Source organism: Variovorax sp. OV084 (genome assembly GCF_900111625.1).
Taxonomy (GTDB): domain Bacteria; phylum Pseudomonadota; class Gammaproteobacteria; order Burkholderiales; family Burkholderiaceae_C; genus Variovorax.
On the sequence record NZ_FOII01000010.1, the window covers coordinates 19,512 to 40,671 of the forward strand.

24 protein-coding genes are annotated in these 21,160 nt (G+C 67.6%); 8 read left to right on the plus strand and 16 right to left on the minus strand.

Going from position 1 to position 21,160, the window contains the following annotated elements:
- Nucleotides 1-97 precede the first annotated feature (97 nt).
- Nucleotides 98-916, plus strand: coding sequence for a hypothetical protein (locus BMW87_RS22450; RefSeq protein WP_143062607.1), 819 nt, complete (start codon nt 98-100; stop codon nt 914-916).
- A 24-nt stretch (nt 917-940) separates the two neighbouring features.
- On the opposite strand, the gene ylqF is transcribed toward BMW87_RS22450, so the two are convergent.
- Nucleotides 941-1,903, minus strand: a complete 963-nt coding sequence (gene ylqF, locus BMW87_RS22455; protein ID WP_093078725.1) for a ribosome biogenesis GTPase YlqF — start codon at nt 1,901-1,903, stop codon at nt 941-943.
- A gap of 212 nt (nt 1,904-2,115) precedes the next feature.
- Here ylqF and BMW87_RS22460 point away from each other — a divergent pair, with 212 nt between their 5' ends.
- From BMW87_RS22460 to BMW87_RS22470, 3 genes are all read left to right on the plus strand, one after another.
- Nucleotides 2,116-2,727, plus strand: coding sequence for a cell envelope protein SmpA (locus tag BMW87_RS22460; RefSeq protein WP_093059161.1), 612 nt, complete (start codon nt 2,116-2,118; stop codon nt 2,725-2,727).
- Between the two features lie 147 nt (nt 2,728-2,874).
- A complete protein-coding gene (locus BMW87_RS22465; RefSeq protein WP_093059159.1) occupies nt 2,875-3,303 on the plus strand; it encodes a CBS domain-containing protein in 429 nt (142 codons plus the stop codon).
- 118 nt (nt 3,304-3,421) lie between these two features.
- Nucleotides 3,422-3,781: an HPF/RaiA family ribosome-associated protein gene (locus BMW87_RS22470; protein WP_093059157.1), complete on the plus strand. Its 360-nt coding sequence runs from the start codon at nt 3,422-3,424 to the stop codon at nt 3,779-3,781.
- Here the strand turns inward: BMW87_RS22470 and BMW87_RS22475 are convergent.
- The 5 genes from BMW87_RS22475 to BMW87_RS22495 all read right to left on the minus strand — a co-directional run bounded on the left by BMW87_RS22475 (nt 3,768) and on the right by BMW87_RS22495 (nt 7,007).
- Complete coding sequence (locus tag BMW87_RS22475) at nt 3,768-4,244, minus strand: MerR family transcriptional regulator (protein WP_093078727.1); 477 nt, start codon at nt 4,242-4,244, stop codon at nt 3,768-3,770. The two genes, BMW87_RS22470 and BMW87_RS22475, sit on opposite strands and share 14 nt — an antisense overlap.
- A complete protein-coding gene (locus BMW87_RS22480; RefSeq protein WP_093078728.1) occupies nt 4,234-4,662 on the minus strand; it encodes a nuclear transport factor 2 family protein in 429 nt (142 codons plus the stop codon). The genes BMW87_RS22475 and BMW87_RS22480 overlap by 11 nt, the downstream gene beginning before the upstream one ends.
- A 104-nt stretch (nt 4,663-4,766) precedes the next feature.
- Nucleotides 4,767-5,699, minus strand: a complete 933-nt coding sequence (locus BMW87_RS22485; RefSeq protein WP_093078730.1) for an SDR family NAD(P)-dependent oxidoreductase — start codon at nt 5,697-5,699, stop codon at nt 4,767-4,769.
- 113 nt (nt 5,700-5,812) lie between these two features.
- Entirely contained in the window at nt 5,813-6,196 is a 384-nt protein-coding gene (locus tag BMW87_RS22490) for a response regulator (protein ID WP_093059150.1), read from the minus strand.
- Nucleotides 6,197-6,326: 130 nt separating this feature from the next.
- Complete coding sequence (locus BMW87_RS22495; protein ID WP_093078732.1) at nt 6,327-7,007, minus strand: glutathione S-transferase family protein; 681 nt, start codon at nt 7,005-7,007, stop codon at nt 6,327-6,329.
- 171 nt (nt 7,008-7,178) lie between these two features.
- Between BMW87_RS22495 and BMW87_RS22500 the strand changes: the two genes are divergently transcribed.
- Together BMW87_RS22500 and BMW87_RS22505 are read left to right on the plus strand one after the other, a co-directional pair.
- The gene (locus BMW87_RS22500; RefSeq protein ID WP_093078733.1) at nt 7,179-8,000 is read left to right on the plus strand and encodes an SDR family oxidoreductase; all 822 of its coding nucleotides are present in this window, start codon (nt 7,179-7,181) and stop codon (nt 7,998-8,000) included.
- Nucleotides 8,001-8,034: 34 nt separating this feature from the next.
- On the plus strand, nt 8,035-9,618 hold the full coding sequence (locus BMW87_RS22505; RefSeq protein ID WP_093078735.1) for a class I adenylate-forming enzyme family protein: 1,584 nt from the start codon (nt 8,035-8,037) through the stop codon (nt 9,616-9,618).
- A 28-nt stretch (nt 9,619-9,646) separates the two neighbouring features.
- Here BMW87_RS22505 and gshA read toward each other — a convergent pair whose 3' ends face one another.
- From gshA to BMW87_RS22540, 7 genes are all read right to left on the minus strand, one after another.
- Nucleotides 9,647-11,203, minus strand: coding sequence for a glutamate--cysteine ligase (gene gshA / locus BMW87_RS22510; RefSeq protein ID WP_093078736.1), 1,557 nt, complete (start codon nt 11,201-11,203; stop codon nt 9,647-9,649).
- Nucleotides 11,204-11,368: 165 nt separating this feature from the next.
- The gene (locus tag BMW87_RS22515) at nt 11,369-11,686 is read right to left on the minus strand and encodes a putative quinol monooxygenase (protein WP_093078738.1); all 318 of its coding nucleotides are present in this window, start codon (nt 11,684-11,686) and stop codon (nt 11,369-11,371) included.
- Nucleotides 11,687-11,709: 23 nt separating this feature from the next.
- Complete coding sequence (locus tag BMW87_RS22520; RefSeq protein WP_093059132.1) at nt 11,710-12,372, minus strand: alpha/beta hydrolase; 663 nt, start codon at nt 12,370-12,372, stop codon at nt 11,710-11,712.
- Nucleotides 12,373-12,523: 151 nt separating this feature from the next.
- Entirely contained in the window at nt 12,524-13,519 is a 996-nt protein-coding gene (locus tag BMW87_RS22525; RefSeq protein WP_093078739.1) for a Bug family tripartite tricarboxylate transporter substrate binding protein, read from the minus strand.
- 82 nt (nt 13,520-13,601) lie between these two features.
- Complete coding sequence (locus BMW87_RS22530; protein ID WP_093078741.1) at nt 13,602-14,786, minus strand: FAD-dependent oxidoreductase; 1,185 nt, start codon at nt 14,784-14,786, stop codon at nt 13,602-13,604.
- 7 nt (nt 14,787-14,793) lie between these two features.
- On the minus strand, nt 14,794-15,729 hold the full coding sequence (locus BMW87_RS22535; protein ID WP_093078742.1) for a tryptophan 2,3-dioxygenase: 936 nt from the start codon (nt 15,727-15,729) through the stop codon (nt 14,794-14,796).
- A gap of 81 nt (nt 15,730-15,810) precedes the next feature.
- Nucleotides 15,811-16,791: an AraC family transcriptional regulator gene (locus BMW87_RS22540; protein WP_093078744.1), complete on the minus strand. Its 981-nt coding sequence runs from the start codon at nt 16,789-16,791 to the stop codon at nt 15,811-15,813.
- 128 nt (nt 16,792-16,919) lie between these two features.
- On the opposite strand from BMW87_RS22540, the gene BMW87_RS22545 reads away from it, so the two are divergent.
- Nucleotides 16,920-17,393, plus strand: coding sequence for a Fur family transcriptional regulator (locus BMW87_RS22545; RefSeq protein WP_093078906.1), 474 nt, complete (start codon nt 16,920-16,922; stop codon nt 17,391-17,393).
- A gap of 7 nt (nt 17,394-17,400) precedes the next feature.
- Here the strand turns inward: BMW87_RS22545 and zigA are convergent, their stop codons facing one another.
- Nucleotides 17,401-18,594, minus strand: a complete 1,194-nt coding sequence (zigA, locus tag BMW87_RS22550; protein ID WP_093078745.1) for a zinc metallochaperone GTPase ZigA — start codon at nt 18,592-18,594, stop codon at nt 17,401-17,403.
- 112 nt (nt 18,595-18,706) lie between these two features.
- Here zigA and BMW87_RS22555 point away from each other — a divergent pair, with 112 nt between their 5' ends.
- Complete coding sequence (locus BMW87_RS22555; protein ID WP_093059126.1) at nt 18,707-19,294, plus strand: GNAT family N-acetyltransferase; 588 nt, start codon at nt 18,707-18,709, stop codon at nt 19,292-19,294.
- Nucleotides 19,295-19,296: 2 nt separating this feature from the next.
- On the opposite strand, the gene BMW87_RS22560 is transcribed toward BMW87_RS22555, so the two are convergent.
- Together BMW87_RS22560 and BMW87_RS22565 are read right to left on the minus strand one after the other, a co-directional pair.
- Nucleotides 19,297-20,193, minus strand: coding sequence for an SDR family NAD(P)-dependent oxidoreductase (locus BMW87_RS22560; RefSeq protein WP_093078747.1), 897 nt, complete (start codon nt 20,191-20,193; stop codon nt 19,297-19,299).
- Nucleotides 20,194-20,247: 54 nt separating this feature from the next.
- Entirely contained in the window at nt 20,248-21,123 is an 876-nt protein-coding gene (locus tag BMW87_RS22565; protein ID WP_093078748.1) for a helix-turn-helix transcriptional regulator, read from the minus strand.
- Between the last annotated feature and the right edge of the window lie 37 nt (nt 21,124-21,160).

Consider the following 21,160-nt stretch of genomic DNA (forward strand, 5'->3'; position numbering starts at 1 on the left):
CGATGACCGGCAAGCCTACACCGGGCCATCCTCAGGCCCGTGTCAGGCCGGCGTGGCATCCTCGGGCGTCGAATTGCTTTTTTCGGGAGACAGCAACGTGAGATGGATCCATCGGCGGGACGCATTGGCCCTGTCGGCCGCCTGCGCCGCGTCCGCCCTGCTCGCCGCAACGGGCTGCGAGCAGAAAAACGTGCCCGCCGCCTCCGCACCGCCCCAGCCTTCACCCGGCAGCATCGAGATCACGCAGGCAGACATCGACTGGTTCCGCCGCAGCCGGGCCGAGTGGATCGACTGCGAATCGGGCGCGCCGGGCATGGTGCCGCCCGACATGTCGCTCGAACAGTACGAAGACCTGCTCGACGGCGGCAGCTCGCCGGCCTTCGACCGCTTCGTGAACGTGACCACCGCCTTCTTCCTGCATGCGAGCTTCGTCGCCGGGCACTACACCTTCGAGCCGCCCTTCGCGCAGCGCACGGCCTTCGACGTGACCGACGAGCACATCCGCCTGCTGCGGCGCGCGAACTGGCTCAGCTTCCTCATCGACTGCAAGCGCCCCTACGGCGACTTCACGCATTTCGAGATCGACATGGCCGACATCCTCGGCCTGCCGGTGACGAAGGACGCGAAGGGCTACGCGCAGATCGGCAAGGAGGCGGAAAAGCGCATGGACGCGCTGCATGCCGACATGCTCCCCACGCTGCAGGCGTACATCCGCTTCGCGCGGCTCAACCCCGGTCGCTACGTGGTGCCCGGGCGCGGCGTGGCGCAAACGGCGGGGCGGCCGCTATGCCGGCCTGTGTCGGCCACGCGCCTTGCGATGTATCAGCGCGCGCTGGCGGCCGCTGGCCCGCGCTCCGATTCGCACCGCGTCGCCGCGCTCGACGAGGCCGCCAGGGCGCTGTTCGCGCTGGACTGAGCTGCTGCCGTTGCCGTAGCGGCCTCAGGCGTCCTGCTCGGGCGCAGTCTCGGGCTTCGGCTTGCCCTTTTGCTTGCGCGCCGCCTTCTTTGCAGCACGCTCGGCGTCGGCACGCTGGCCATCGGCCAGCCACAGCGCGAACTCGTCGGGCGTTTCGAGCGTGACGCGCCCGAGGTTGCCTGCGCGGAACTCGTGCATCACGATCTCCGCCGCCTTCTGCAGGTTGACCTTGCCCTTGCCCAGCAGCGCGCCGCGCTTGCGGCCGATGGTGTCGAGCAGCGACTCGTCCTTCATGCTGGCCATGGTCTCGGCGTCGAGCTCCACGAGCTTGAAGCGCGCGGCCACGCCGGCGGCGTAGTGCGTCTTGAGGTAGTTGAGCAGTTCCAGCGCCACCTCTTCCTCGTCGAAGGCGTTGCGCCCCACCGCACCGCTGGCCGCGAGGTTGTAGCCGCTCTTGGGCACGATGATGCGCGGCCACAGCATGCCGGGCGTGTCCCAAAGATAGAAGTCGTCGGCCAGCGTGATGCGCTGTTCGAGCTTGGTGATGCCGGCCTCGTCGCCGGTCTTGGCCTTGCGCCCGCCGGTGAGCGTGTTGATGAGAGTGGACTTGCCCACGTTGGGAATGCCGCAGATCAGCACGCGCATCGGCTTGGCCATGCCGCCGCGGTTGGGCGACAGCTCATGGCAGGCCTTCACGAGCTGTTGCGCGGGCGTGGTCTGGCTCGCGTCCAGGCCGATGGCGCGCGTGGCGGGCAGCGCGTTGTAGTGCGCCAGCCAGAGCACGGTGCGCGCGGGGTCGGCCAGGTCCTGCTTGTTGAGCACCTTGAGCGTGGGCCGGCCGGCCGTGAGTTCGGCCAGCATCGGGTTGGCGCTGGAGCCGGGCAGGCGCGCGTCGAGCAGCTCGATGACCACGTCGATGTCCTTCACCCGTTCGGTGATGGCCTTCTGGGTCGAATACATGTGACCGGGGAACCACTGGATCGCCATCGATGGGCTCTTTCTTTCGCGCTGTCTGGCTGTCTGGGAATGGGGGCCGCCGAGGGGGCCGGGTGCGCATTGTGAACCGGGAACCTGAACGGGAGCTTGTTGCTACGCTTTCGATAGCTGCAACCGGGCATTGTGCCTTCGCCTTCGGCTTGTTCGACCCTAGAATCCGCGCGCTGCCCCCGCAGCAATACCAACAACTCCGAGGGAAATCCATGCTCAAGCGCCTTGCCGCTGCCGCCCTGCTGGCAGCCACCGTCGTGCCCGTGTCCGTCGTCCATGCCCAGCGGCCCTCCCCGCCGCCCGGCCCGCTGGTCAGCGGCTTCCTGTGCTGCAACATGCGCACCTACGGCGACTCGATCAGCGACATCAACTACGACGAGCAGGGCACGCGCATCGTCGCGGTGGGCACGCCGGCGCGCATCACGGCCTACGACTTCCGCTGGTTCAACCTGGACCTCGCCGGCAAGCCGCAGCGCATCAAGAACGACTACAGCCGCAACATCCCGCTGCCCGCATTCGCGCAGCGCTACGTGGTGACCGAAGACCCGAAGCAGAAGATGGCGGCCTTCCCGCCCGCGGTCCGCGACGCCATCCTCGCCGGCAAGGTGATGCCCGGCATGACGCGCGAGCAGGTGCTGATGGCCATCGCCTACCCGGTGGCCAGCGAGAACCCGAGCCTCGATGCACCCGTGTGGCGCTACTGGCGCGACAGCTGGTCGGAGTTCCAGGTGCAGTTCGACGAGAAGGGCCTCGTGAAGGCGGTGGTGGGCGACCCCGTGGCGTTGAGCCGCGTGCTGGCGGCAGCGCCTGCGCAACAACCTTAAGTTCTCTCGCATTGCGCGTGCCTTGCACACACGCGCAATCCCTTAGAGGGTTTTGCATCGCAGGGGCAGTTATCGCCCCTATGATTTGACCGAGTGCGGCGCCCGAGCGTCGGTCGAATCGAAAACCCTTTGATGGAGTTACCCGCGATGAAACCCGTCTCTGAACTGCTCAAGCGCCATGATTCCGCAGCATGGCGCACCTCCCCCGACACCAGCGTGTTCGACGCGCTGGCCACCCTGGCCCGCTTCGAGGTGGGCGCGCTGATGGTGATGGAAGGCGAGAAGCTGGTGGGCTTTCTCTCCGAACGCGACTACACCCGCAAGGTTGCGCTGCAGGGCAAGAACTCGAAGGAAGTGAAGGTGCGCGAGATCATGACGCCCGACGTGATGACCGTCACCCCGCAGACCCGCACGCGCGCCTGCATGACGCTGATGAGCCAGCGCAAGTTTCGCCACCTGCCGGTGGTCGACGGCGACAAGGTGGTCGGCATGATCTCCATCCAAGACCTGATGGACGACATCATCTCGGACCACGAGGCCACCATCGAGCAGCTGACCACGTACATCCAGAGCTGACCCGGCTCGCCGCATTGCGGACCCTGCCCGGCACATGGGTAGGGAACAGACCTACGTGCACCGCGGCGCTTCGGCGCGCAAAGTGGGCTTTCGTTCATCCATCCAGCAGGGACATTGCATGCAGATTCAGGTCAACACGAGCAACGGCATCACCAACAAGGACGCGCTGGAGCGTTGGGCCGACACCGAGATCAAGCAGCACCTGAGCCGTTTCGTCGAGGACGTGACGCGCGTCGAGGTGCATCTGAGCGACGAGAACCACGACAAGACCGGCGGCGGCGACAAGTGCTGCGTGATGGAAGCGCGCCTGGCGCACCACCAGCCGCTGGCGGTAACACAGCACGCGGCCAGCCTCGACGAGGCCTTCCGCGGCGCGGCCGACAAGCTCAAGCGTTTGCTGGACAACACGCTGGGCCGCCTTCACAACCACCGCGACCGCGGCTCGATCCGCACCGACCCGAGCTTTATCGCGGAGTAGCCGCAGCAGCAGCAGCGCTGCGCCTGCCGCGTTTCGGCGGCTTCAGGCTGGGCGTCTCGGCAGGAACGAGCGGCGGGCGGTGGCCGCTGGCCATCCACTCGTCGTAGAAGTCGATCTTGCGGTCGACCAGCGACAGCGCCCGCTTCCACTCGGCGATGGTCTCGGTCACGCGCTCGCGGTGGGCCGCGAGCATGTCGCGCCGCTGGCGCAGCGTGACCTTGCCCTGCACCGCCAGCGCGGTGTATTCGCGCATCTCGGCAATCGACATGCCGGTGCGGCGCAAGCGCTCCATCAGGTCGAGCCAGCCGACGTGCAGCTCGACGTACAGGCGCCGGCCGCCCTCGTCGCGCGCCACGCCGGGCACGAGGCCCTGCGTTTCGTACCAGCGGATGGCGTGCACCGTGCGGCCGGTGCGCGTGGCCAGCTCGCCGATGTGAAAAGGCGTGCCCGTGTCAGCCGGCATGGTCGGCCGCCGTGGCCGAAGGCGCCTGCAGCGCCTCCTGGACCAGTGCGGTGTCGAAGTACTCGGTCAGCTCTTTCACCTTGCCTCCTTCGAGTCGGTAGACGTAGCAGTAGCGGTTGTTGTAGCGCTTGCCGGCCTTGGTGGGTACGTCGCCGCTGAACAGCACCACCACCCGGTCGCCCTCGGCAATGATGCGCTCGGTCTTGCTCACGTAGGGCCCCGCGAACTGCGCGAAGAGCGGGTTCAGCAGTTCTTCGCGAATCGCCTTCTTTCCCCGGTAGGTGCGCGACCACGCGGTGGTGCCTTCGAGCTTCCAGCTGGCGTCGTGGGCAAGGCTGTCGACGAAGACCTGGCCGTTGCCCTTGTCCAGCTCGTCGTGGATGCGCTGGACCAGGGCCTTGTTGTCGATCGTGTTCATGGCTTCATTTCCTTGTCTTCGATGAATGAACCGGACATCCGGTGAATTCATTGGAAATGCTCGAGTGCACTCGAGGTCAAGCGCGCCATGAACACGCGGGCCGGTCAGCCCCTCTTCGCGTTCGCCATGCCCTTGGCGACTTCGTTCGCGCCCTGCGCCGCGCCGCTCTGCGGTACGGCCTCGCCTTCGCGCTCGGTCACTTCCGACAGGCGCGCCGCCAGCTGCTCGGGCGTGTCGGCGGCAATGCCCAGCCAGGCGCCCTGCGTCAGCGTGATGTGCGCGGCCTCGAAGGTGCCTGCGCCGGCGCAGAGGATGGTGCGGTTGGGCGCGTCCTGCGCGGCCAGCACCAGCATCGCGGGCACCACGGCCTCGGGGCGGAAGGCTTCGAGCATTTCCTTGGGGAACAGGTCCTCCGTCATGCGGGTGGCGGCGGTGGGCGCCAGGCAGTTCACGCGGATGTCGTTCTTCGCGCCTTCGATGCTCAGCGTTTGCATGAGGCCCACCAGCGCGAGCTTGGCTGCGCCGTAGTTGCTCTGGCCGAAGTTGCCGTACAGGCCGGTGGACGAGGTGGTCATCACGATGCGGCCGTACTTCTGCTCGTTCATGAGCGCCCAGACGGCCTTGGTGCAGTTCACGGCGCCCATCAGGTGCACGTCGACCACCAGCTTGAAGTCGGCCAGTTCCATCTTGGCGAAGCTCTTGTCGCGCAGGATGCCGGCGTTGTTGACGAGGATGTCGACGCGGCCCCAGGCATCGACCGCCTGCTTGACCATGGCCTGCACCGCCTCGAAGTCGGTCACTGATGCGCTGTTGGCAATGGCCTCGCCGCCGGCTGCCTTGATCTCGTCGACCACCGCCTGCGCGGCGCTTACCGAGCCGCCGGAGCCGTCGCGCGCGCCGCCCAGGTCGTTGACCACCACCTTGGCGCCGCGCGCCGCAAGTGCCAATGCATGCTGGCGGCCCAGACCGCCGCCCGCGCCGGTCACGATGGCCACGCGGCCCTTGAAGTCGATGTTGCTGCTGTTGCTGTTGCTCATGTCTCTCTGTCGCTTTCCTGGGGAGTTGCCGTTGTCCGGTTGCCGCTAAAGCGGCAGCGTGGCGTTTTACCCCAGAAAGACGCACGACCCAGTCATGCGCGCGTCAGCCGAAGTCACCCGGGGAGCGACGCGCGCACCTGCGCACAAAAGTCCACCAGCTGGTCGAGCTCGGCCGACTTGTCGAAGAAGGCATCGGCGCCCAGCTGCCGCGAACGCTCGCGCATGGCGGCGTTGGCGTAGTTGCTCAGCACAATCACCTTCTGGTGCGGCGCCCGGTGGCGGCAGGCGCGGATCACGCCCAGCCCGTTGCCGCGCCGCAGGAACAGGTCGACGATGGTCAGGTCCCAGTCGCCGGTGTGCTGGTGCAGCCAGGCCACGGCCTCCTCCTCGGTACTGGCAGAGGCCACCACCTTAGCGTCAGTTACGTCTTCCAGGAATCCGACGAGGTTCTCGCGAATCACGGGGCTGTCCTCGACTAGATAGGCCTTGAAAGTCATGGGGAGGTCGCGAGGTCGGTGCTTGCGCGGTGCATGGAGGCATCCTCGCAGCCCAACGGCCGCGCGCGGTGAGCCATGCAGGCCAATGCCTGTAGGCCATCGGCCAGCGCCGCTGTCGGTCATCCCGTGCCTATGGGCGTCTGCCGAGCCCTGTTCCGGGCGTCGGCAACTGCTGAATGCCCTGCCGGGCGGCCTCAGCGTCCTGCACCGCCATCGCGCGCTCGAAGCCTGCGCGCGAGCTCAGGCGCTTCCAATACTGCTGTACCGCGGGGCCGCAGCGCTCGTGATGGCCCAGCACCCTGGCCAGCAGCAGCGCGTAGCCGATCGAGATGTCAGCCGCCGTGAACCGGCCGGCGCATGCGAAGTCTTGCGCCTCCAGCAACCTCTCGAGCGCCCGCAGGCGCACGAAAAAGAACTGGGCGTAGTCCTCCGCGGCCTGGGGCTGGCGGCGGTCCTCCGGCTCCAGCAGCGTGTAGCGAAGCACCAGGGTCTGCGGAAAGGTCAGCGAGGCCTCGCCAAAGTGAAGCCAGTTCAGATAGTCCCCATAGCCGGCCTCCTCGCGCTCCACGTTCAGCGAGGTGGGGGCGTTGACGCTGGCCAGGTACTGGCAGATGGCCGCCGACTCGGTCATGCGCGTTTCGCCATCGACCAGCAGAGGCACCGTGCCTTGCGGGTTGATCTTGAGGTACTCGCGGTGCAGCACCCGCGGCGGAAACGGCAGCATCTCCAGCCGGTAGGGAGCGCCGAGCTCTTCCAACATCCAGAGAACGCGGAACGAACGTGCATTCGCGCAGTGGTAGAGCGTGATCATCGGATGGAGGGCTCGACGCCGGAAGTTGCCGCGCCGATGGTCGCACGCACATTCCGCGGCGCCTTGCGTCGATTGGCTGCGGCGCGCGCAGCCAGTCGGCGCAAGTTTTCTTCCGCGCCGGCGAATAGCCTGCGGACTCTTGCGATAGCCGATCGCGATTGCGGAGTGTCCATGCCGTCCCTGAAATCGAAAACCCTCTTCATCACCGGTGCCAGCCGTGGCATCGGCAAGGCCATTGCCCTGAGGGCCGCGCGCGATGGCGCCAACATCGTGGTTGCGGCCAAGACGGCAACGGCCGACCCCCGCCTGCCCGGCACGATCCACAGCGCAGCCGAAGAAATCGTCGCCGCCGGCGGACAGGCCCTCGCGGTGGTGGTCGACGTGCGTGACGAAGCCCAGGTCCGCAGCGCCGTCGACGCCGCGGTGGAGCGCTTCGGCGGCATCGACATCCTGGTCAACAACGCCAGCGCGATCCACCTCGAGACCGTCGAGCGCACGCCGATGAAACGCTACGACCTGATGTTCGAGATCAACGCACGGGGCAGCTACCTGTGCGCGCAGGCCTGCCTGCCGCATCTCGAGAAGGCGGCCAACCCGCACATCCTGACCCTGTCGCCGCCGCTGGACATGAACCCCAAGTGGTTCGCGCGCCATGCGGCCTACACCACCTCGAAGTACGCGATGAGCATGCTCAGCCGAGGCCTCGCCGAAGAGCTGCGCGGGCGCGGCATTGCGAGCAACTCGCTGTGGCCGCGCACCGTCATCGCCACCAGCGCCCTGCGCATCGCGGCGCCCGACGTGGCGGGACAGGCCCGCCTGCCGACCATCATGGCGGACGCCGCGTGGCACATCCTGACCCGGCCGAGCCGCGAGCTCACCGGCCAGTTGCTGATCGACGAACAGGTGCTGCGCGATGCCGGCGTCACCGACTTCGAGCCCTACCTGGTAACGCCGGGTGTCGAGCCGCTGATCGACTTTTTCGTGGAACCGTGACCAGGCCGCCGTGCCGCCCCAAGGAGACCAACGCATGCAAGCAGCCGACGCCGAACGCGCAAGCATCGCCCGTATTTCGCTCGCAGACGTCGTGCGGCGCAGCGCGAGGCGAGATCCGGACAAGATCGCAGTCATCCAGGGTGATCGACGGGTCACGTTTGCAGCGCTCGATGCCGCGAGCGAGCGCGTGGGCGAGGCACTGCGCGACCATGAACTCGCCGATCGCCGCATCGCGACGATGTGCGTCAATTCGATCGAGCACCTCGCGGCCATCCAGGCCATCCACAAGTCGGGCAACGTCTGGGTGCCGGTCAATGTGCAGCTCGATGCGGCCTCCATCGAGCATGTGCTGAGCCACGCCGAAGCCAGCGCGGTTTTCATCGATGCAGCGCTGTTCGAAGTGCCAGCGCTGCGCACGCTGGTCGAGCGCCTGGGCCTGCTGACGGTGGTGATCGGCGCACAACACCAGGCCACCGCCGGCACGCTGCATTTCGACGCGCTGGCATCGCGCCCGCCGGCGCAGCCGCTGGCCACTGCGCGTGGCGACGATGACCTCGCACTCATCATGTACACCAGCGGCACCACGGGAAAGCAGAAGGGCGTGATGCATTCCCATCGCTCGGTCCATGGCGCGCTGCTGAGCTGCGCGCAAAGCTTCGAGGCCACCGAGCGCGATGTCGTCGTCTCGGTGCTGCCGCTGTTCCATTGCGCCCAGCACGCCATCAGCACCGGCGCATTGATGGTCGGCGCAACGCTGTGGCTCGCCAACGGCTTCGATCCCGCGGCCATGCTGGCGGCGATCGGGCGCGAACGCATCACCTGGCTGTCGTGCCTGCCGATGATGTTCGATGCGCTGATGAAGCACCCCCAGCGCCAGCAAACCGACTTCTCGTCGCTGCGCCTGTGCATGTACGGCCTGGCGCCGATGCCGAAGAACCTGCTCGCGGACATCCGGCGCGACATGTGCCCCGACGTGCGCCTGGGCACCGGCCAGACCGAGATGTACCCGCCGACCATGGTCTACCGCGCGAGCGACCACCCGGACAAGGACGGCAACTGCTGGGGTGTGTCGGTGGCGGGTGTCGAGACCGCCGTCATGGACGACGACGGCCGGCTGCTCGGGCCGGGCCAGGTCGGCGAGATCGTCCATCGCGGGCCCAACGTCTTTCTCGGCTACCTCAAGGACCCGGAGGCCACCGCCGCGGCGCGCCGCTTCGGGTGGCACCACACCGGCGACATCGGCATGCTCGACGCCGACGGGCACATGCTGTTTCTCGACCGCAAGAAGGACATGATCAAGACCGGCGGGGAGAACGTTTCCAGCGTCAAGCTGGAGGCCGTGCTGCTCGCCCACCCCGCCGTCGGCGCCGCGGCCGTGGTGGGCCTGCCGCATCCACACTGGGGCGAGGCGGTCGCCGCGTTCGTGGTCTTGCGCCGCAATGACGGCTCGTGCGGTGAAGATGAACTGCTGGCGTTCTGCAAGGAGCGCCTCGGCCGGTTCGAGGTACCCAAGTCGATCCGCTTCGTCGACGGGATGCCGATGACGCCGACGGGCAAGATCCAGAAATTTCAGCTGCGCAGCGCCCACCTGGCGCTCTTCGAGTCCGCGCAAGGATAGGCGCGGTGCGCAGCGGGTTCAGGACCCGCTAGGCAGCGACCGCCATGCGGCCGCGCGCCATGCCCAGCCGCGCGGGCGAGACGTACTGCTCGCGGTAGATCTCGAAGGGCATGGTGTCGGCCGCCTCGATGCGCTTCTGCTCCTGGATCGACTCGGCAGTCATCTGCTCGAACTCGGCCTGTCGCGCGGCCGAGAACGGCAGGCCCAGCAGCGCGGCGCGGGTCTGCTCGGACTGGGCACGCACGAAGCCGATGAAGGAGTTGCCGTGGTCTTTCTCGATGGCCGCGAGCACGCGGGCCGAGGGCAGGCTGTCGGGGTTCTGCAGCGCGGCCCTGGCGGCGCGCACTGCGTCGGCATGCGCCGTGCCGCCCTGCGCCGCATCGAGAGCGGCAGCAATGGGCAGGCACTGCTCGACCAGTTCCAGGCCCCAGTCGGCCAGCGCTACTTCGCGTCCGTCGCGCTGCAGCTTCAGGCCCGGCTCGCGGCCGCGCGCGGCCGTGAGGTGCTGGTTGTGCGCGAGGTCGGCTATTTCCTGCGGCGTGTCGTCGGGGCTGTCGCTCAGCAGGCAGTGCAGCAGGAACACGTCGATGAAGCGCATGGTCTGCGCGTTGATGCCGACGGTCTCGAAGGGGTCGAGGTCCATCAGGCGCACTTCGACGTACTCCACGCCGCGCTCGCGCAGCGCATGCAGCGGACGCTCGCCTGGGTTGATCACGCGCTTGGGGCGGATGGTGCCGTAGAACTCGTTCTCGATCTGCAGCAGGCTGGTGCCCAGCTGGTTGTAGTCGCCGCCGAGGTTGCGGATGCCGATGGATTCGTAGGCCGGCCACGGGCGCGTGAGCGCGTCCTGCAGCGAAGCGCCGTAGCCGTCGAGGCTGTTGTAGCTCACGGCCAGCGAGGCCTGCGCGTCGCTCTGGTAGCCCAGGCGACCCATGCGCAGCGAGGTGCCGTGCGGCATGAACATGCTGCCGTCGCCCAGCGGCTGCAGCTCGTGCGGGCGGCCCGCCACAAAGCTCGAACACAGGGCCGGCGAGGCGCCGAACAGGTACAGCAGCAGGAAGGCCTGGCGGCGGAAATTGCGGATCAGCGCGAAATACTGTTCGCTCGACACGTCGGGCAGCGACCAGTTGTAGTGAATGCCCGAGATGGTCTGCATGCGGCGGCCATAGCGGTGGCTCAGGCCCATGCGGTAAACGCTCTTGGCGCGGCCCACGTTCGACGAGCCATAGCGGCCGATCGGAATGGTCTCGTCGGTCGGCAGGCCGCAGGGCATGCTCGACACCCACAGGCGCTCGTCGCCCAGGCCGTCGAGCACGCGGTAGGTGAACTGGTGCACCCGCGTGAGCTCTTCGAGCGCCGATTCGACGTTCGCGTGCACGCCCGTGATGAGTTCGAGCTGCGATTCGCTGAAGTCGGTCGTGATGTGCGGATGCGTGAGCGCGGAGCCCAGGGCCACGGGATGCGGCGTCAGCGCGAGCTTGCCGTCCGGCAGAGCGCGCAGGCTTTCCTTCTCGATGCCACGTCGCATGCCCTGGAGGCGTGCGGCTGAAAGTGCACCCAACCTCTCCAGCAATCTGTTGCTCATATTGTTATGACCCATCAATCTTCTGAGGGGCTGGAAGGTAGCACGGGCACGCGGGCATTGCTCGTGCAGGGAATCCCGAGGCAGGCTACCCTGTGGTTCGCTATGTTTTTGATAGCTACCTGCATAGACGACGCGCCAGTGAACGGCCCCGATGGCTGATGAATTTCAGGCCTTGGCGCGCCCGGCCGACAGGTCGATCTCGTCCGACTGGTAGACGTGTATCTCCGGCGTGCCGTCGGCCATGGCCGCCAGCGCCTTGCCGAAGGCGCGCGAGGCGTCCACGCGAAAGTGCGTCTGCAGCGCGGCCATGTCGCTCCAGCGCTCCACGAAGGTCAGTCGCAGCGGGTCCTGCACGTCGGTCGTGACTTCATGCGAGATGCAGCCGGGTTCGGTGCGCGAGCGCAGCACGTGCTCGGTGCTGATGGCGAGCATGGCCTGCAGGGTGTCGGGCTTTGCCAGGGCGTGTCCGATGACCAGGATCATTTTCTTGTCTCCTTCGACGAAGTTCAGCCGAGCACCCGCAGCAGGAAGCGGTTCAGATCGGCGATTTCTTCCATGCACACCGAGTGCGCCATCGTGTATTCGTGCCACTCGACGGTGTAGCCCAAGGCGGCCAGCGCGTCGCGCGAGCGCATCGCCGCGGCAAGGGGCACCACGGGGTCTTGCCGGCCATGGGCGAGGAACACGGGCGTTTCGTGGTTGGCCGCGTGGCGTTCGGCCGCAGTGGTGGCCGCGATCGGCAGGTAGCCGGAGAGGCCGACGATGCCGGCCAGCCGCTCGGTGTGGCGCAGGCCAGTCATCAGCGCCATCGCGCAGCCCTGCGAGAAGCCGGCCACCACGATGCGCTCGGCGGCGATGCCGCGGGCTTTTTCACTGGCGATGATTGCCTCGATGGTCGCCTGCGAGCGGCGCAGTCCGGCCTCGTCTTCCTGCGCAGCCAGGTCGGGCAAGGCGATGTCGTACCAGGCCGGCATCTGGTAGCCGCCGTTGATGGTCACGGGCATGACCGGCGCATTGGGGAACACGAAGCGCACCGGGCCCACGGCCGAGAGCTCGAGTTCGTTGGCAATGGGCACGAAGTCGTTGCCGTCGGCGCCGAGGCCGTGCATCACGATCACCGTGGCGGTGGGGTTCGGGGCGGTTTCGATCTCGATGGGAGGACGGGACATGGTCGGGCAAAGGTATTCAGGAACGCGGATGACCGCACCTTAGCGCATCCGGGGCCCGCCCAAGGCACGGAAACGGCCGGTTGGCTGACTTGCACATCGTTGCGATGTGCCACCGTGCGGTTGCCCGGGCAGGCGACTGTCTGACTGTCTGTTACTCGGCCTTGATGCCCACGGCCTTCACGATCTGCGCATAGCGCTCGTATTCGGCCGCCACCTGCGTCTGGAACTGCCGTTGCAGATGGCCCGTGGCCTCGATGCCCTGTACCGCGAGTTCTGCACGGGCGGCCGGAGCCTGAACGATGCGCCCCGCCTCCGCCGCGATGGCGTCGAGCACCGGCTGCGGCGTTCGCGCCGGCGCGAACAACCCGAACCACGTGCCCGAGCGGTAGCCCGCATAGCTTTCGCCCACAGTCGGCACTTCGGGCAGCAGCGCATGGCGCTTCTCGCCGCTGGTGCCCAGCGCCACCAACCGGCCGCTGCGGATGTGCGGCAGCGCGGGGCCGACCGCGATGAACATCACGTCGACCTGCCCCGCGATCACGTCCTGCATGCCCAGCGGGCCGCCGCGGTAAGGGATGTGCGTGACGTAGATGCCGGCCTTCTGCTTCAGCAGCTCCATGCTCAACTGCTGCGGGCTGCCGTTGCCGGCCGAGGCGTAGTTGATGCGCCCAGGATGCGCCTTGGCCGCGCGAACGAGGTCGGCCACCGTGTGGAAGCCGGTCTTCGGGTTGGCGACCAGCACGAAGTCGATCTGCCCGAGCGACACCACCGGCACCAGGTCGCGCCGGGCGTCATAGGGCAATCCGGCCTGGATGTTGGGGAGGATGGTGATGGGCCCGTCTGCGCCCACCAGCAGCGAGTAGCCGTCGGGCTGCGCCTTGGCCAGCCCATCGGCGGCCAGGATGCCGGCCGCGCCCGCGCGGTTGTCGACCACCACCGGCTGCTTCCATTGCTCCGACAGGCGCTGCGCCAGGTAGCGCGCCAGCACGTCGGGCGAACTGCCGGGCGTATTCGCGACCGTGATGTGCACGGGCTTCGACGGATAGGCGGCAGCCGCCGGTTGCGCCTGCGCGGCCGCGGTCAACGAAGCGCAGGCCCACAGGGCAAGGACCGGCTTGAGCAGCTTCGACAGGAAATGGGCACGCATGGCGAACTTTCGGTTGCAGGAGGCAAAGCGCGCGATTCTGTCGCGCCCTCGCCCGCAAGCGAACGACCCATTTGTCAGATGCTTAGGCTGGTTCCGGCATATGCAGCGAGCCGAACTCTCCCAGCTGCCGGTAGAAGGCATCGACCTGCTGCTGTGCCCCCTCGCGCATCGCCGCATTGCGCCGCGCGCAGCTCTCGGCATCTTCCATCGCCCCCGCCTCGCCCACCTTGCGCGAGGCGTCTTGCACGAAGCGGCACATCGGGTAGCGGCGTTCGCCGAAGGCGTGCAGCGTGGCGTCGGCGATGCCGTGCCGCGCGAGCATGTCGGCCAGCACCACCGCGTCTTCCACCGCCATCGCCCCGCCCTGCCCCATGAAGGGCGTCGAGGCATGCGCCGCATCGCCTATCAGCAGCACGCGGCCCGCGTGCCAGGGCAGCGGCGTGTGCACCTCCTCGACGGCCGTGTAGAGCACTTCGGAATCCGCGCCGAGCTGATCCAGAAACTGCCGCGCCGGGCCGCCGAACTCGGCGAAGCGCTCGCGCATCTGTTCCGGCCATGTCTCCTTCGGATACCAGCGGCCAGCCGGCTCGGCGACCGTGCCGAAGATGTAGAGCCTGTCGTGGCTGATCGGCATGATGCCCAGCCGCTTGCCGACGCCCATCATCATGATCTTGGCGTCCAGCGCACGCGGCCGCTCGTGCACGCTGCGCCAGACGCCGAAGCCGGTGTAGCGCGGTGCGACGGGGCCGGCGACGGCCTCACGCACCTGCGAGCGGATGCCGTCTGCGCCAATGACGAGGTCGAAGCGCTGTGCCGTGCCGTCCGAAAACATGACCTCCGCGCGATCGCTGCCGCCGGGCGAATCGATCTCCGCGACCGTCGTCGCCAGCCGTATCTCCACGCCCAACGCATCGAGCCGCGCGGCCAGGATGCGGTGCATCTCCGCGCGCCTGATGCCCACGATAGGCGCCGAGCCGCCGCTGGAGCGCGGATAGAACACATCGACGATGGGCTCGCCGTGGTGGTCGAGGTAGACATTGCGGCCGTCCTCTATGGCAAAGCCCGCGTCGAGGATGCCGGGCAGAACACCGACCTTGCGCAGCGCCTCGAGCCCGTTGCCGTAGATGAAGATGCCCGAGCTCTGGAAGCGCCACTCGGCCTGCTTCTCGACCAGCGTGACGCGAAAGCCCTTGCCGGCCAACGAGATGGCGGCCGAGCAGCCCGCGATGCCCGCGCCGACGATCGATACCCTTGCTGCCTGTGTCATGCCGTGCTCACAGCTGCGTCCGCACGGACCACAGCTCGGGAAAGAAACGGTGATCGACCACGCTGCGCAGCCAACCCACGCCGGCCGAACCGCCCGTGCCCGGCTTGAAGCCCAGGATGCGCTCGACCGACACGAAATGCCGCCAGCGGTACTGCGAGAACACATCGGCGATGTCCATCAGCGCCTCGCCCAGCCGGTACAGGTCGTTCTCCGGCGTCGGATCGCCGTACACCCACAGCCACGCCGCCTCGACGCCCGGGTTCGGCACATAGGGCGCCGACCAGTCGCGCGCCAGCGCCTCGGGAGGCACGGCGATGTCGCGCCGGTGCAGCAGCGCCAGCACGTCGTCATACAGGCTCGGTGAATTCAGCGCGCGCTCCATGTAGGGCCACACGTCGGGGTTGTTGGCATGCGCGCGCGCCAGCGGAATCGACTTGTTGCCGAGGATGAATTCAACGTGCCGGTACATGTACGACTGCTGCCCCGAGGCAATGCCCAGCGTGTTGCGGAACTGGTTGAACTCGTGCGGCGTGATGGTCGAGAGCACGTCCCAGGTCTTGCCAAGGAATTCGAGCAGCGCGCGCACGCGCGGCACCAGTTGCAGCGCACCGGCCACGTCGTCGCCCCGGATGCGCACCTGCATGTTGGCCAGCTCGTAGTGGATGGCCTTGAAGCTCAGCTCCTTGCAGTGCGTGATGCACATGAAGACCATCTCGTCGTGGCCTTCGCTGCGCATGTGCTGCAGGCTTAGCAGCAGGTCGTTGCGCTGGTGCTCCAGGTAGGGGTTGCTGCCGCCTTCGAAGGCCACCAGTGGCTCACCATCGGTGTTTTGCACGGTGGCCGCGCGCTGCTGGTTGTCGCCGGTGGCGATGGGCTTCACCAGCGACAGCTCGAGCGCGGGGTTGCGCACTTCGGGAATGACTCTTTTGCGTGGGGTTGCCATGCGCCGATTGTTCGACCCGCACGCCGCCGCCTCAACCTCCGGCAGGCCGGATTTGGGCACCGACCGTCCGGGACGGCGGATTCAGTCGGATTCGGGTCCGCCCTGCTGGCGGGCGTACGCGCTCGGGGTCATGCCCGTCCAGCGCTGGAAGGCGCGCGAGAACGCCTTCTCCGACGCATAGCCGACCGCCTCGGCCACCTGGTGCAGGCTCAGCTGCCGGTTCTTGAGTTTCTCGGCCGCCAGTGTCATGCGGTACGAGCCTAGGTAATGCATGGGCGTGACGCCCACGAGCGCGCGAAAGCGCTCGCTGAAGATGGTGCGCGACAGGTAGCTGGCCTGCGCCAGCGTGGCAACCGACCACGGATGCTCGGGCCGCTCGTGCATCAGCGACATCGCACGGGCAATGCTTTCGTCGTCCAGCCCGCGCAGCCTGCCGACCTGCCCCGTCTGGCTCTGCGCCTGCGGCTGGGCATAGAGGTGCTCGCACAGGATGTGCACCAGCAGCAGGTCGGCCATGCGCGCCGCCGACAGCTGCCAGCCCGGGCGCTGGGCCACGGTTTCGTTCACCAGCGATTCCATGGCCTGCGCCAGCGAGGCGGTGGTGGGAATCTGCGCCTGCCGAAGCACGATCAGCGACGGCAGGCTGCCGATGATCGAGCCCAGGCCCTGTGCGGGCATCCACAGGTGCAACGAGAACAGCTCGGTGACCGGGCCGCCGCCGCCATGCGAGAACACGATGGGGTGGTCGCCGTGCCGGCCGATCGAATGCGCCTCGATCAGCTCGCGGAAAGGCATCGCATCGAGCCCCGGCGCGGACGACACGGTGTGCGCCCCGCCTTGCGGCAGCATCGCGATGTCGTGCGGCGCCACCTGCACCGGCTCGGCGCCGTCCACTGCAATCCAGTAGGGTGCGCCGGTGCACATGCGGATCAGCGGACCGGCCACGCCGGTCGAATGCAGCGCCCAGGGAGCAGAGAGCGAAAACCGCGCAGTCACCGCCCTTTCTGACTTGTACGTCGCAAGCACATGGCTGAGTACGTCGCCGCCCCGCTCTGTGTCCATGCTGTTCGTGCCGCCCGGTGGTGTGTCTCGATGGCGGCGATTATCTGGCATGCCAGGCGGGCGATTGCGCCCCGCGCTACCCAAGGCGCCCCGGGATGCAACACAATGGCGTTTCGCAAGAAGACCGCATGAAGACAACGACATCGCACCCGAAGCCCCCTCGCGCCGCCCCGTTCAACAGCGAAACGCTGCTTCGCGACAACGGCCTGCGCGTCACGCGCGCCGCGCAGACCGTGCTCGAACTGATCGAACACAGCTCGCAACCCCTGACGCACGAAGAAGTGGCCTCGGCCTACACCGCCGCCACCGGCGAAACGCCCGACCGCGTGACGGTCTACCGCGTGCTCGACCGGCTCGTCGAGGCCGGCCTGTGCGACCGCCGCGTGGGCCCCGACCGCGTCAACCGCTTCTCGCGCCATGTGGAGGCAGAGTCGGGCAACACCTTCGAGTGCGACCAGTGCCACAAGGTGCTGGCGCTGCCTTCGGACCCGGAGCTGCCGAAGGTGATGGGCCGTCTTGGCCGTGCGCTGCGCAAGCAGGGCATCGACACCCGCCACACTGCGCTGACCCTCCACGGCACCTGCGGCGACTGCGCCCGCTAAGCTTTTCTCACACGTTCCACGAAGGGAACGGATCCGGAAAGTTCTGCCACCACGAGGCGCCGAAGCGCATCTCGTTTTCCGTGAGCAGGCACTCGTCGAGTCGGGCGCGCAACGCGTCTTCGTCCATGCCGATGCCGATCAGCACCAGCTCCTGCCGCGCGTCACCCGTGGCCGGGTCCCAGTTCTTGTGGATCAGTTCCAGCGCATCCGGCTCGGTCGGCCAGTGCTCGCGCGGCACCGCGGCCCACCAGAAACCCGCCGCGCCATAGCGGCAGGCGCCGCCGGCCTGCGACCACGAGCCCGCACGCGTGGCGCGACTTGCAAGCCAGAAGAAGCCCTTGGAACGCACCACTCCTTCCCATTCGCTTTGCACCAGCTTCCAGAATCTCATCGGGTGAAACGGCATGCGCGAACGGTAGACAAAGCTGCGAATGCCGTATTCCTCCGACTCGGGCACGTGCTCGCCGCGCAGCTCGGCCAGCCAGCCGGGCGCCTGCTCGGCCTGCTCGAAGTCGAACAGGCCAGTGTCGAGCACGCGGTCGAGCGCCACGCGGCCGAACTCCGACACCTCGATGCGGGCGCGTGGGTTCAGGCTGCGCAAGATGGCCATGAGCCGTTCGCGCTCCTCGGGCGTGACGAGGTCGGTCTTGTTGACCACCAGCACGTCGCAGAACTCGATCTGCTCGATCAGCAGGTCGACCACAGTGCGCGTGTCCTCGTCACCGAGCGACTGGCCACGCTGGCCGAGGCTGTCGGGCGAGCCGTAGTCGCGCAGGAAGTTGAAGGCGTCGACCACCGTCACCATGGTGTCGAGCCGGGCCACGTCGGCCAGGCTCTTGCCGTCTTCGCTGGCGAAGGTGAAGGTCTCGGCCACGGGCAGCGGCTCTGAAATGCCTGTGGACTCGATCACCAGCTGATCGAAACGCCCTTCCTTCGCGAGGCGGTTGACCTCGATCAGCAGGTCTTCGCGCAGCGTGCAGCAGATGCAGCCGTTGCTCATCTCGACCAGCTTCTCGTCGGTGCGAGAAAGCTCGGCGCCGCCGTCACGCACCAGCGCGGCGTCGATGTTGACCTCGCTCATGTCGTTGACGATGACTGCCACGCGGCGGCCCTCGCGGTTGTGGAGGATGTGGTTCAGCAGCGTGGTCTTGCCGGCGCCAAGAAAGCCGGAGAGCACGGTAACGGGGAGGCGGTCAGCCATGGGGGCAGGCTCCATATATGCAACAGGATTGCATTATATGGATCAACGCAACCTTGTTGCGTTTTACTGCCGAGCCCCGGTCGCCATCGACCCTTCGCCTACCATCCGGAAAATGACCTCCGAACCCCGCACGCCCTTGCAACTCGTCTGGCCTTCGCACGAACACCTCGCCGGCTACATCGCCGCGCTGGAACGCGGCTGGTCGCCCAACAACCTGCGGCCCGAAGCCGGCCAGGAAGAACTGGCGCAGATCCACGCCGACCCCGAACGCTTTCTGGCCAGCCTCGTCGACCCCGAAGCCAAGGGCCCGCCAGTCGCGCTGCCCGGCGGAGGCACCGTGCCCCGCCTGCCAGGCTACCGGCGCTGGATGTGGGACGGCGAGTTCTGCGGCAGCATTCAGCTACGCTGGCAGCCTGGCACCAACGCCCTGCCCATCTACTGCCTTGGCCACATCGGCTACGGCGTGGTCCCGTGGAAGGGCAACCGAGGCTACGCCAAGGCTGCGCTGCGCGCGCTGCTGCCCGAGGCGCGCACCAGGGGCCTCGATCACGTCGACATCACGACCAGCCCCGAAAACCTCGCCTCGCAGCAGGTGATCCGCGCCAACGGTGGCGTGCTGGTGGAAGAGTTCGTCAAGCTACCCGAGCTCGGCGGCACGCCTGAACTGCGCTTTCGCATCGACGTGCGGGAGCTCCGGTAGCGCTACATCTCGAAGGCCTCGACCTGCCTGCCGTCGATGTCGGTAAAGCCGTACTCGCGCGCCAGGTCGGCCACGCGCAGTACCTCGCCGCTCTTGTCCATCACCCGCGCATCGCCGGCCAGCGCCGCGATCGCCCGTCCCAGGTAGCGCGGCGACTCGGTGCGCGCCAGCGCGGGCCGCTCATGCCAGTGCGCCTCATCGGTCTTGTGGCCGGCCAGCACGAACTCCGTGCGCATCCAGCCGGGCGACACGGCAATGGAGGCGACGTTGTGCGACCGCAGGTCTTGCGCCATGCCGAAAGCCAGGCGGGTCATCGAAGCCTTCGCCAGGTCGTAGAAGAGGCTGCCGCGCAGATAGTGGTCGCGGTCCCAGAAGGTGGTGGTGAGGATCAGCCCCTTTTTCTGTCGCACCATCAGCGGCGCGGCACAGCGGCTGGCCACGAGGTGGTTGCGCACGCCGCGGTCGAACATCGAATCCCAGTTCGACAGCGCATGCTCCCAGAAAGGCGCTTCGAACACGCCATTGAAGGTCTCGTGGCCGCCCCAGGCGTTGTTCACCAGCAGATCGATGCGGCCTGCCTCGCGCTCCACGCGGGCGAAGAGCGCCGCCACTTCTTCCTCGCGGGTGTGGTCGCACCGCACGGCGATGCCGTGTCCGCCCATGCGGGTTAGTTCGTCTGCGGTGTCGTCGATGCTGCCGGGCACGGCCTGCATATCAGACAGGGCCAGCAACTGGCCGTAGGTTTGCGCAGGCCGTTCGCGCGTGCTGCGCCCGGTGACGTACACCGTGGCTCCGGCGGCGCCCAGTTCCAGCGCGATGCCGCGCCCTGCTCCTCGACTCGCGCCAGTCACCACTGCCACGCAATCCTTCAACGGGCGACGGGTGTTTTCGTTCTGCATGTTCGGTTGCTCCTTCGATCTGCCTGTGCAAGAGCGGACGAAGATAGTGCGCGCTCAACGCGCCGTCTTGGAAGAACCCGAAACGGCGTGCCCCATGAACTCCGTCGGCGTAACGCCGCAGAGCGCGCGGAACTCGTTGACCAGGTGCGACTGGTCGTAGAAGCCGCTCTCCAGCGCAACATCAGCCCACGCGGGCGACGACTGCAGCCGCAGCGCGCGCAGACAACCATGCATGCGCGCGAGCCGGCTCCAGGCGCGCGGCGAAAGGCCCACGTGGGCATGAAAGAGCTGCTGCAGTCGCCGTTCGCCAACGCCGACGGTCGTTGCCACCTCGCGCAAGGAGCGACGCCCATCGGATGCGGCGATGAGCTGCGCGGCATACATGGCAGCGGCTGTGTTGCCTGCGGCGGCGCTGCTGTCGCGAAGCCGGCGTTGCAGAACGGCGTGCAGCAGCGTCACTCGCGCCGCATCGTCCGGCGCCTCGGCCATGCGCCCCAGCAGCTCGGTGCCTTCGCCCTGCCACAGCGCATCGAGGTGCACGGCGCTGCCGCCGATCTCGCCCACTGGCAACCCCAGCAGTGCAGCGGCGGCACCAGGGCGCAGGGTGACGGAGAGCCCCTCCACCTTGCGCCGCATGCGCACCACCACAGGCGCGGCCGAAGCGCCAATGGCTTCCACCGCCAGCCCCTCGCCTTCACCAGCAGACGGTGCATCGCCGAGGTTGAACACCAGCCGCACCGCGCCGTCTGGCAGCACGCGTTCGCGCACCTCGTGCCCTTCGGCGAAGGTCTCGCTGTACAGCATGATGTGCGAGACGTGGCCGCGCAGCGCAGCCCCAACCGGGAACGCGCGCAACGTACCCGCAGGCACGCCAGATTCCGGCCCGTGCAAGGGGTCGTCGTCGAGGCGAAGGAAGAGGCGTTCGGCCATGGCAGTCCATTGTGATGAAAACCCCGCCCGGGTGCGA

Excerpts from the sequence above, each read along its gene's own strand:
- ylqF (WP_093078725.1), bottom strand. The coding sequence starts at position 1,903 with ATGGCGATCCAGTGGTTCCCCGGTCACATGTATTCGACCCAGAAGGCC.
- BMW87_RS22460 (WP_093059161.1), top strand. The coding sequence starts at position 2,116 with ATGCTCAAGCGCCTTGCCGCTGCCGCCCTGCTGGCAGCCACCGTCGTG.
- BMW87_RS22465 (WP_093059159.1), top strand. The coding sequence starts at position 2,875 with ATGAAACCCGTCTCTGAACTGCTCAAGCGCCATGATTCCGCAGCATGG.
- BMW87_RS22470 (WP_093059157.1), top strand. The coding sequence starts at position 3,422 with ATGCAGATTCAGGTCAACACGAGCAACGGCATCACCAACAAGGACGCG.
- BMW87_RS22475 (WP_093078727.1), bottom strand. The coding sequence starts at position 4,244 with ATGCCGGCTGACACGGGCACGCCTTTTCACATCGGCGAGCTGGCCACG.
- BMW87_RS22480 (WP_093078728.1), bottom strand. The coding sequence starts at position 4,662 with ATGAACACGATCGACAACAAGGCCCTGGTCCAGCGCATCCACGACGAG.
- BMW87_RS22485 (WP_093078730.1), bottom strand. The coding sequence starts at position 5,699 with ATGAGCAACAGCAACAGCAGCAACATCGACTTCAAGGGCCGCGTGGCC.
- BMW87_RS22490 (WP_093059150.1), bottom strand. The coding sequence starts at position 6,196 with ATGACTTTCAAGGCCTATCTAGTCGAGGACAGCCCCGTGATTCGCGAG.
- BMW87_RS22495 (WP_093078732.1), bottom strand. The coding sequence starts at position 7,007 with ATGATCACGCTCTACCACTGCGCGAATGCACGTTCGTTCCGCGTTCTC.
- BMW87_RS22500 (WP_093078733.1), top strand. The coding sequence starts at position 7,179 with ATGCCGTCCCTGAAATCGAAAACCCTCTTCATCACCGGTGCCAGCCGT.
- BMW87_RS22505 (WP_093078735.1), top strand. The coding sequence starts at position 8,035 with ATGCAAGCAGCCGACGCCGAACGCGCAAGCATCGCCCGTATTTCGCTC.
- gshA (WP_093078736.1), bottom strand. The coding sequence starts at position 11,203 with ATGAGCAACAGATTGCTGGAGAGGTTGGGTGCACTTTCAGCCGCACGC.
- BMW87_RS22515 (WP_093078738.1), bottom strand. The coding sequence starts at position 11,686 with ATGATCCTGGTCATCGGACACGCCCTGGCAAAGCCCGACACCCTGCAG.
- BMW87_RS22520 (WP_093059132.1), bottom strand. The coding sequence starts at position 12,372 with ATGTCCCGTCCTCCCATCGAGATCGAAACCGCCCCGAACCCCACCGCC.
- BMW87_RS22525 (WP_093078739.1), bottom strand. The coding sequence starts at position 13,519 with ATGCGTGCCCATTTCCTGTCGAAGCTGCTCAAGCCGGTCCTTGCCCTG.
- BMW87_RS22530 (WP_093078741.1), bottom strand. The coding sequence starts at position 14,786 with ATGACACAGGCAGCAAGGGTATCGATCGTCGGCGCGGGCATCGCGGGC.
- BMW87_RS22535 (WP_093078742.1), bottom strand. The coding sequence starts at position 15,729 with ATGGCAACCCCACGCAAAAGAGTCATTCCCGAAGTGCGCAACCCCGCG.
- BMW87_RS22540 (WP_093078744.1), bottom strand. The coding sequence starts at position 16,791 with ATGGACACAGAGCGGGGCGGCGACGTACTCAGCCATGTGCTTGCGACG.
- BMW87_RS22545 (WP_093078906.1), top strand. The coding sequence starts at position 16,920 with ATGAAGACAACGACATCGCACCCGAAGCCCCCTCGCGCCGCCCCGTTC.
- zigA (WP_093078745.1), bottom strand. The coding sequence starts at position 18,594 with ATGGCTGACCGCCTCCCCGTTACCGTGCTCTCCGGCTTTCTTGGCGCC.
- BMW87_RS22555 (WP_093059126.1), top strand. The coding sequence starts at position 18,707 with ATGACCTCCGAACCCCGCACGCCCTTGCAACTCGTCTGGCCTTCGCAC.
- BMW87_RS22560 (WP_093078747.1), bottom strand. The coding sequence starts at position 20,193 with ATGCAGAACGAAAACACCCGTCGCCCGTTGAAGGATTGCGTGGCAGTG.
- BMW87_RS22565 (WP_093078748.1), bottom strand. The coding sequence starts at position 21,123 with ATGGCCGAACGCCTCTTCCTTCGCCTCGACGACGACCCCTTGCACGGG.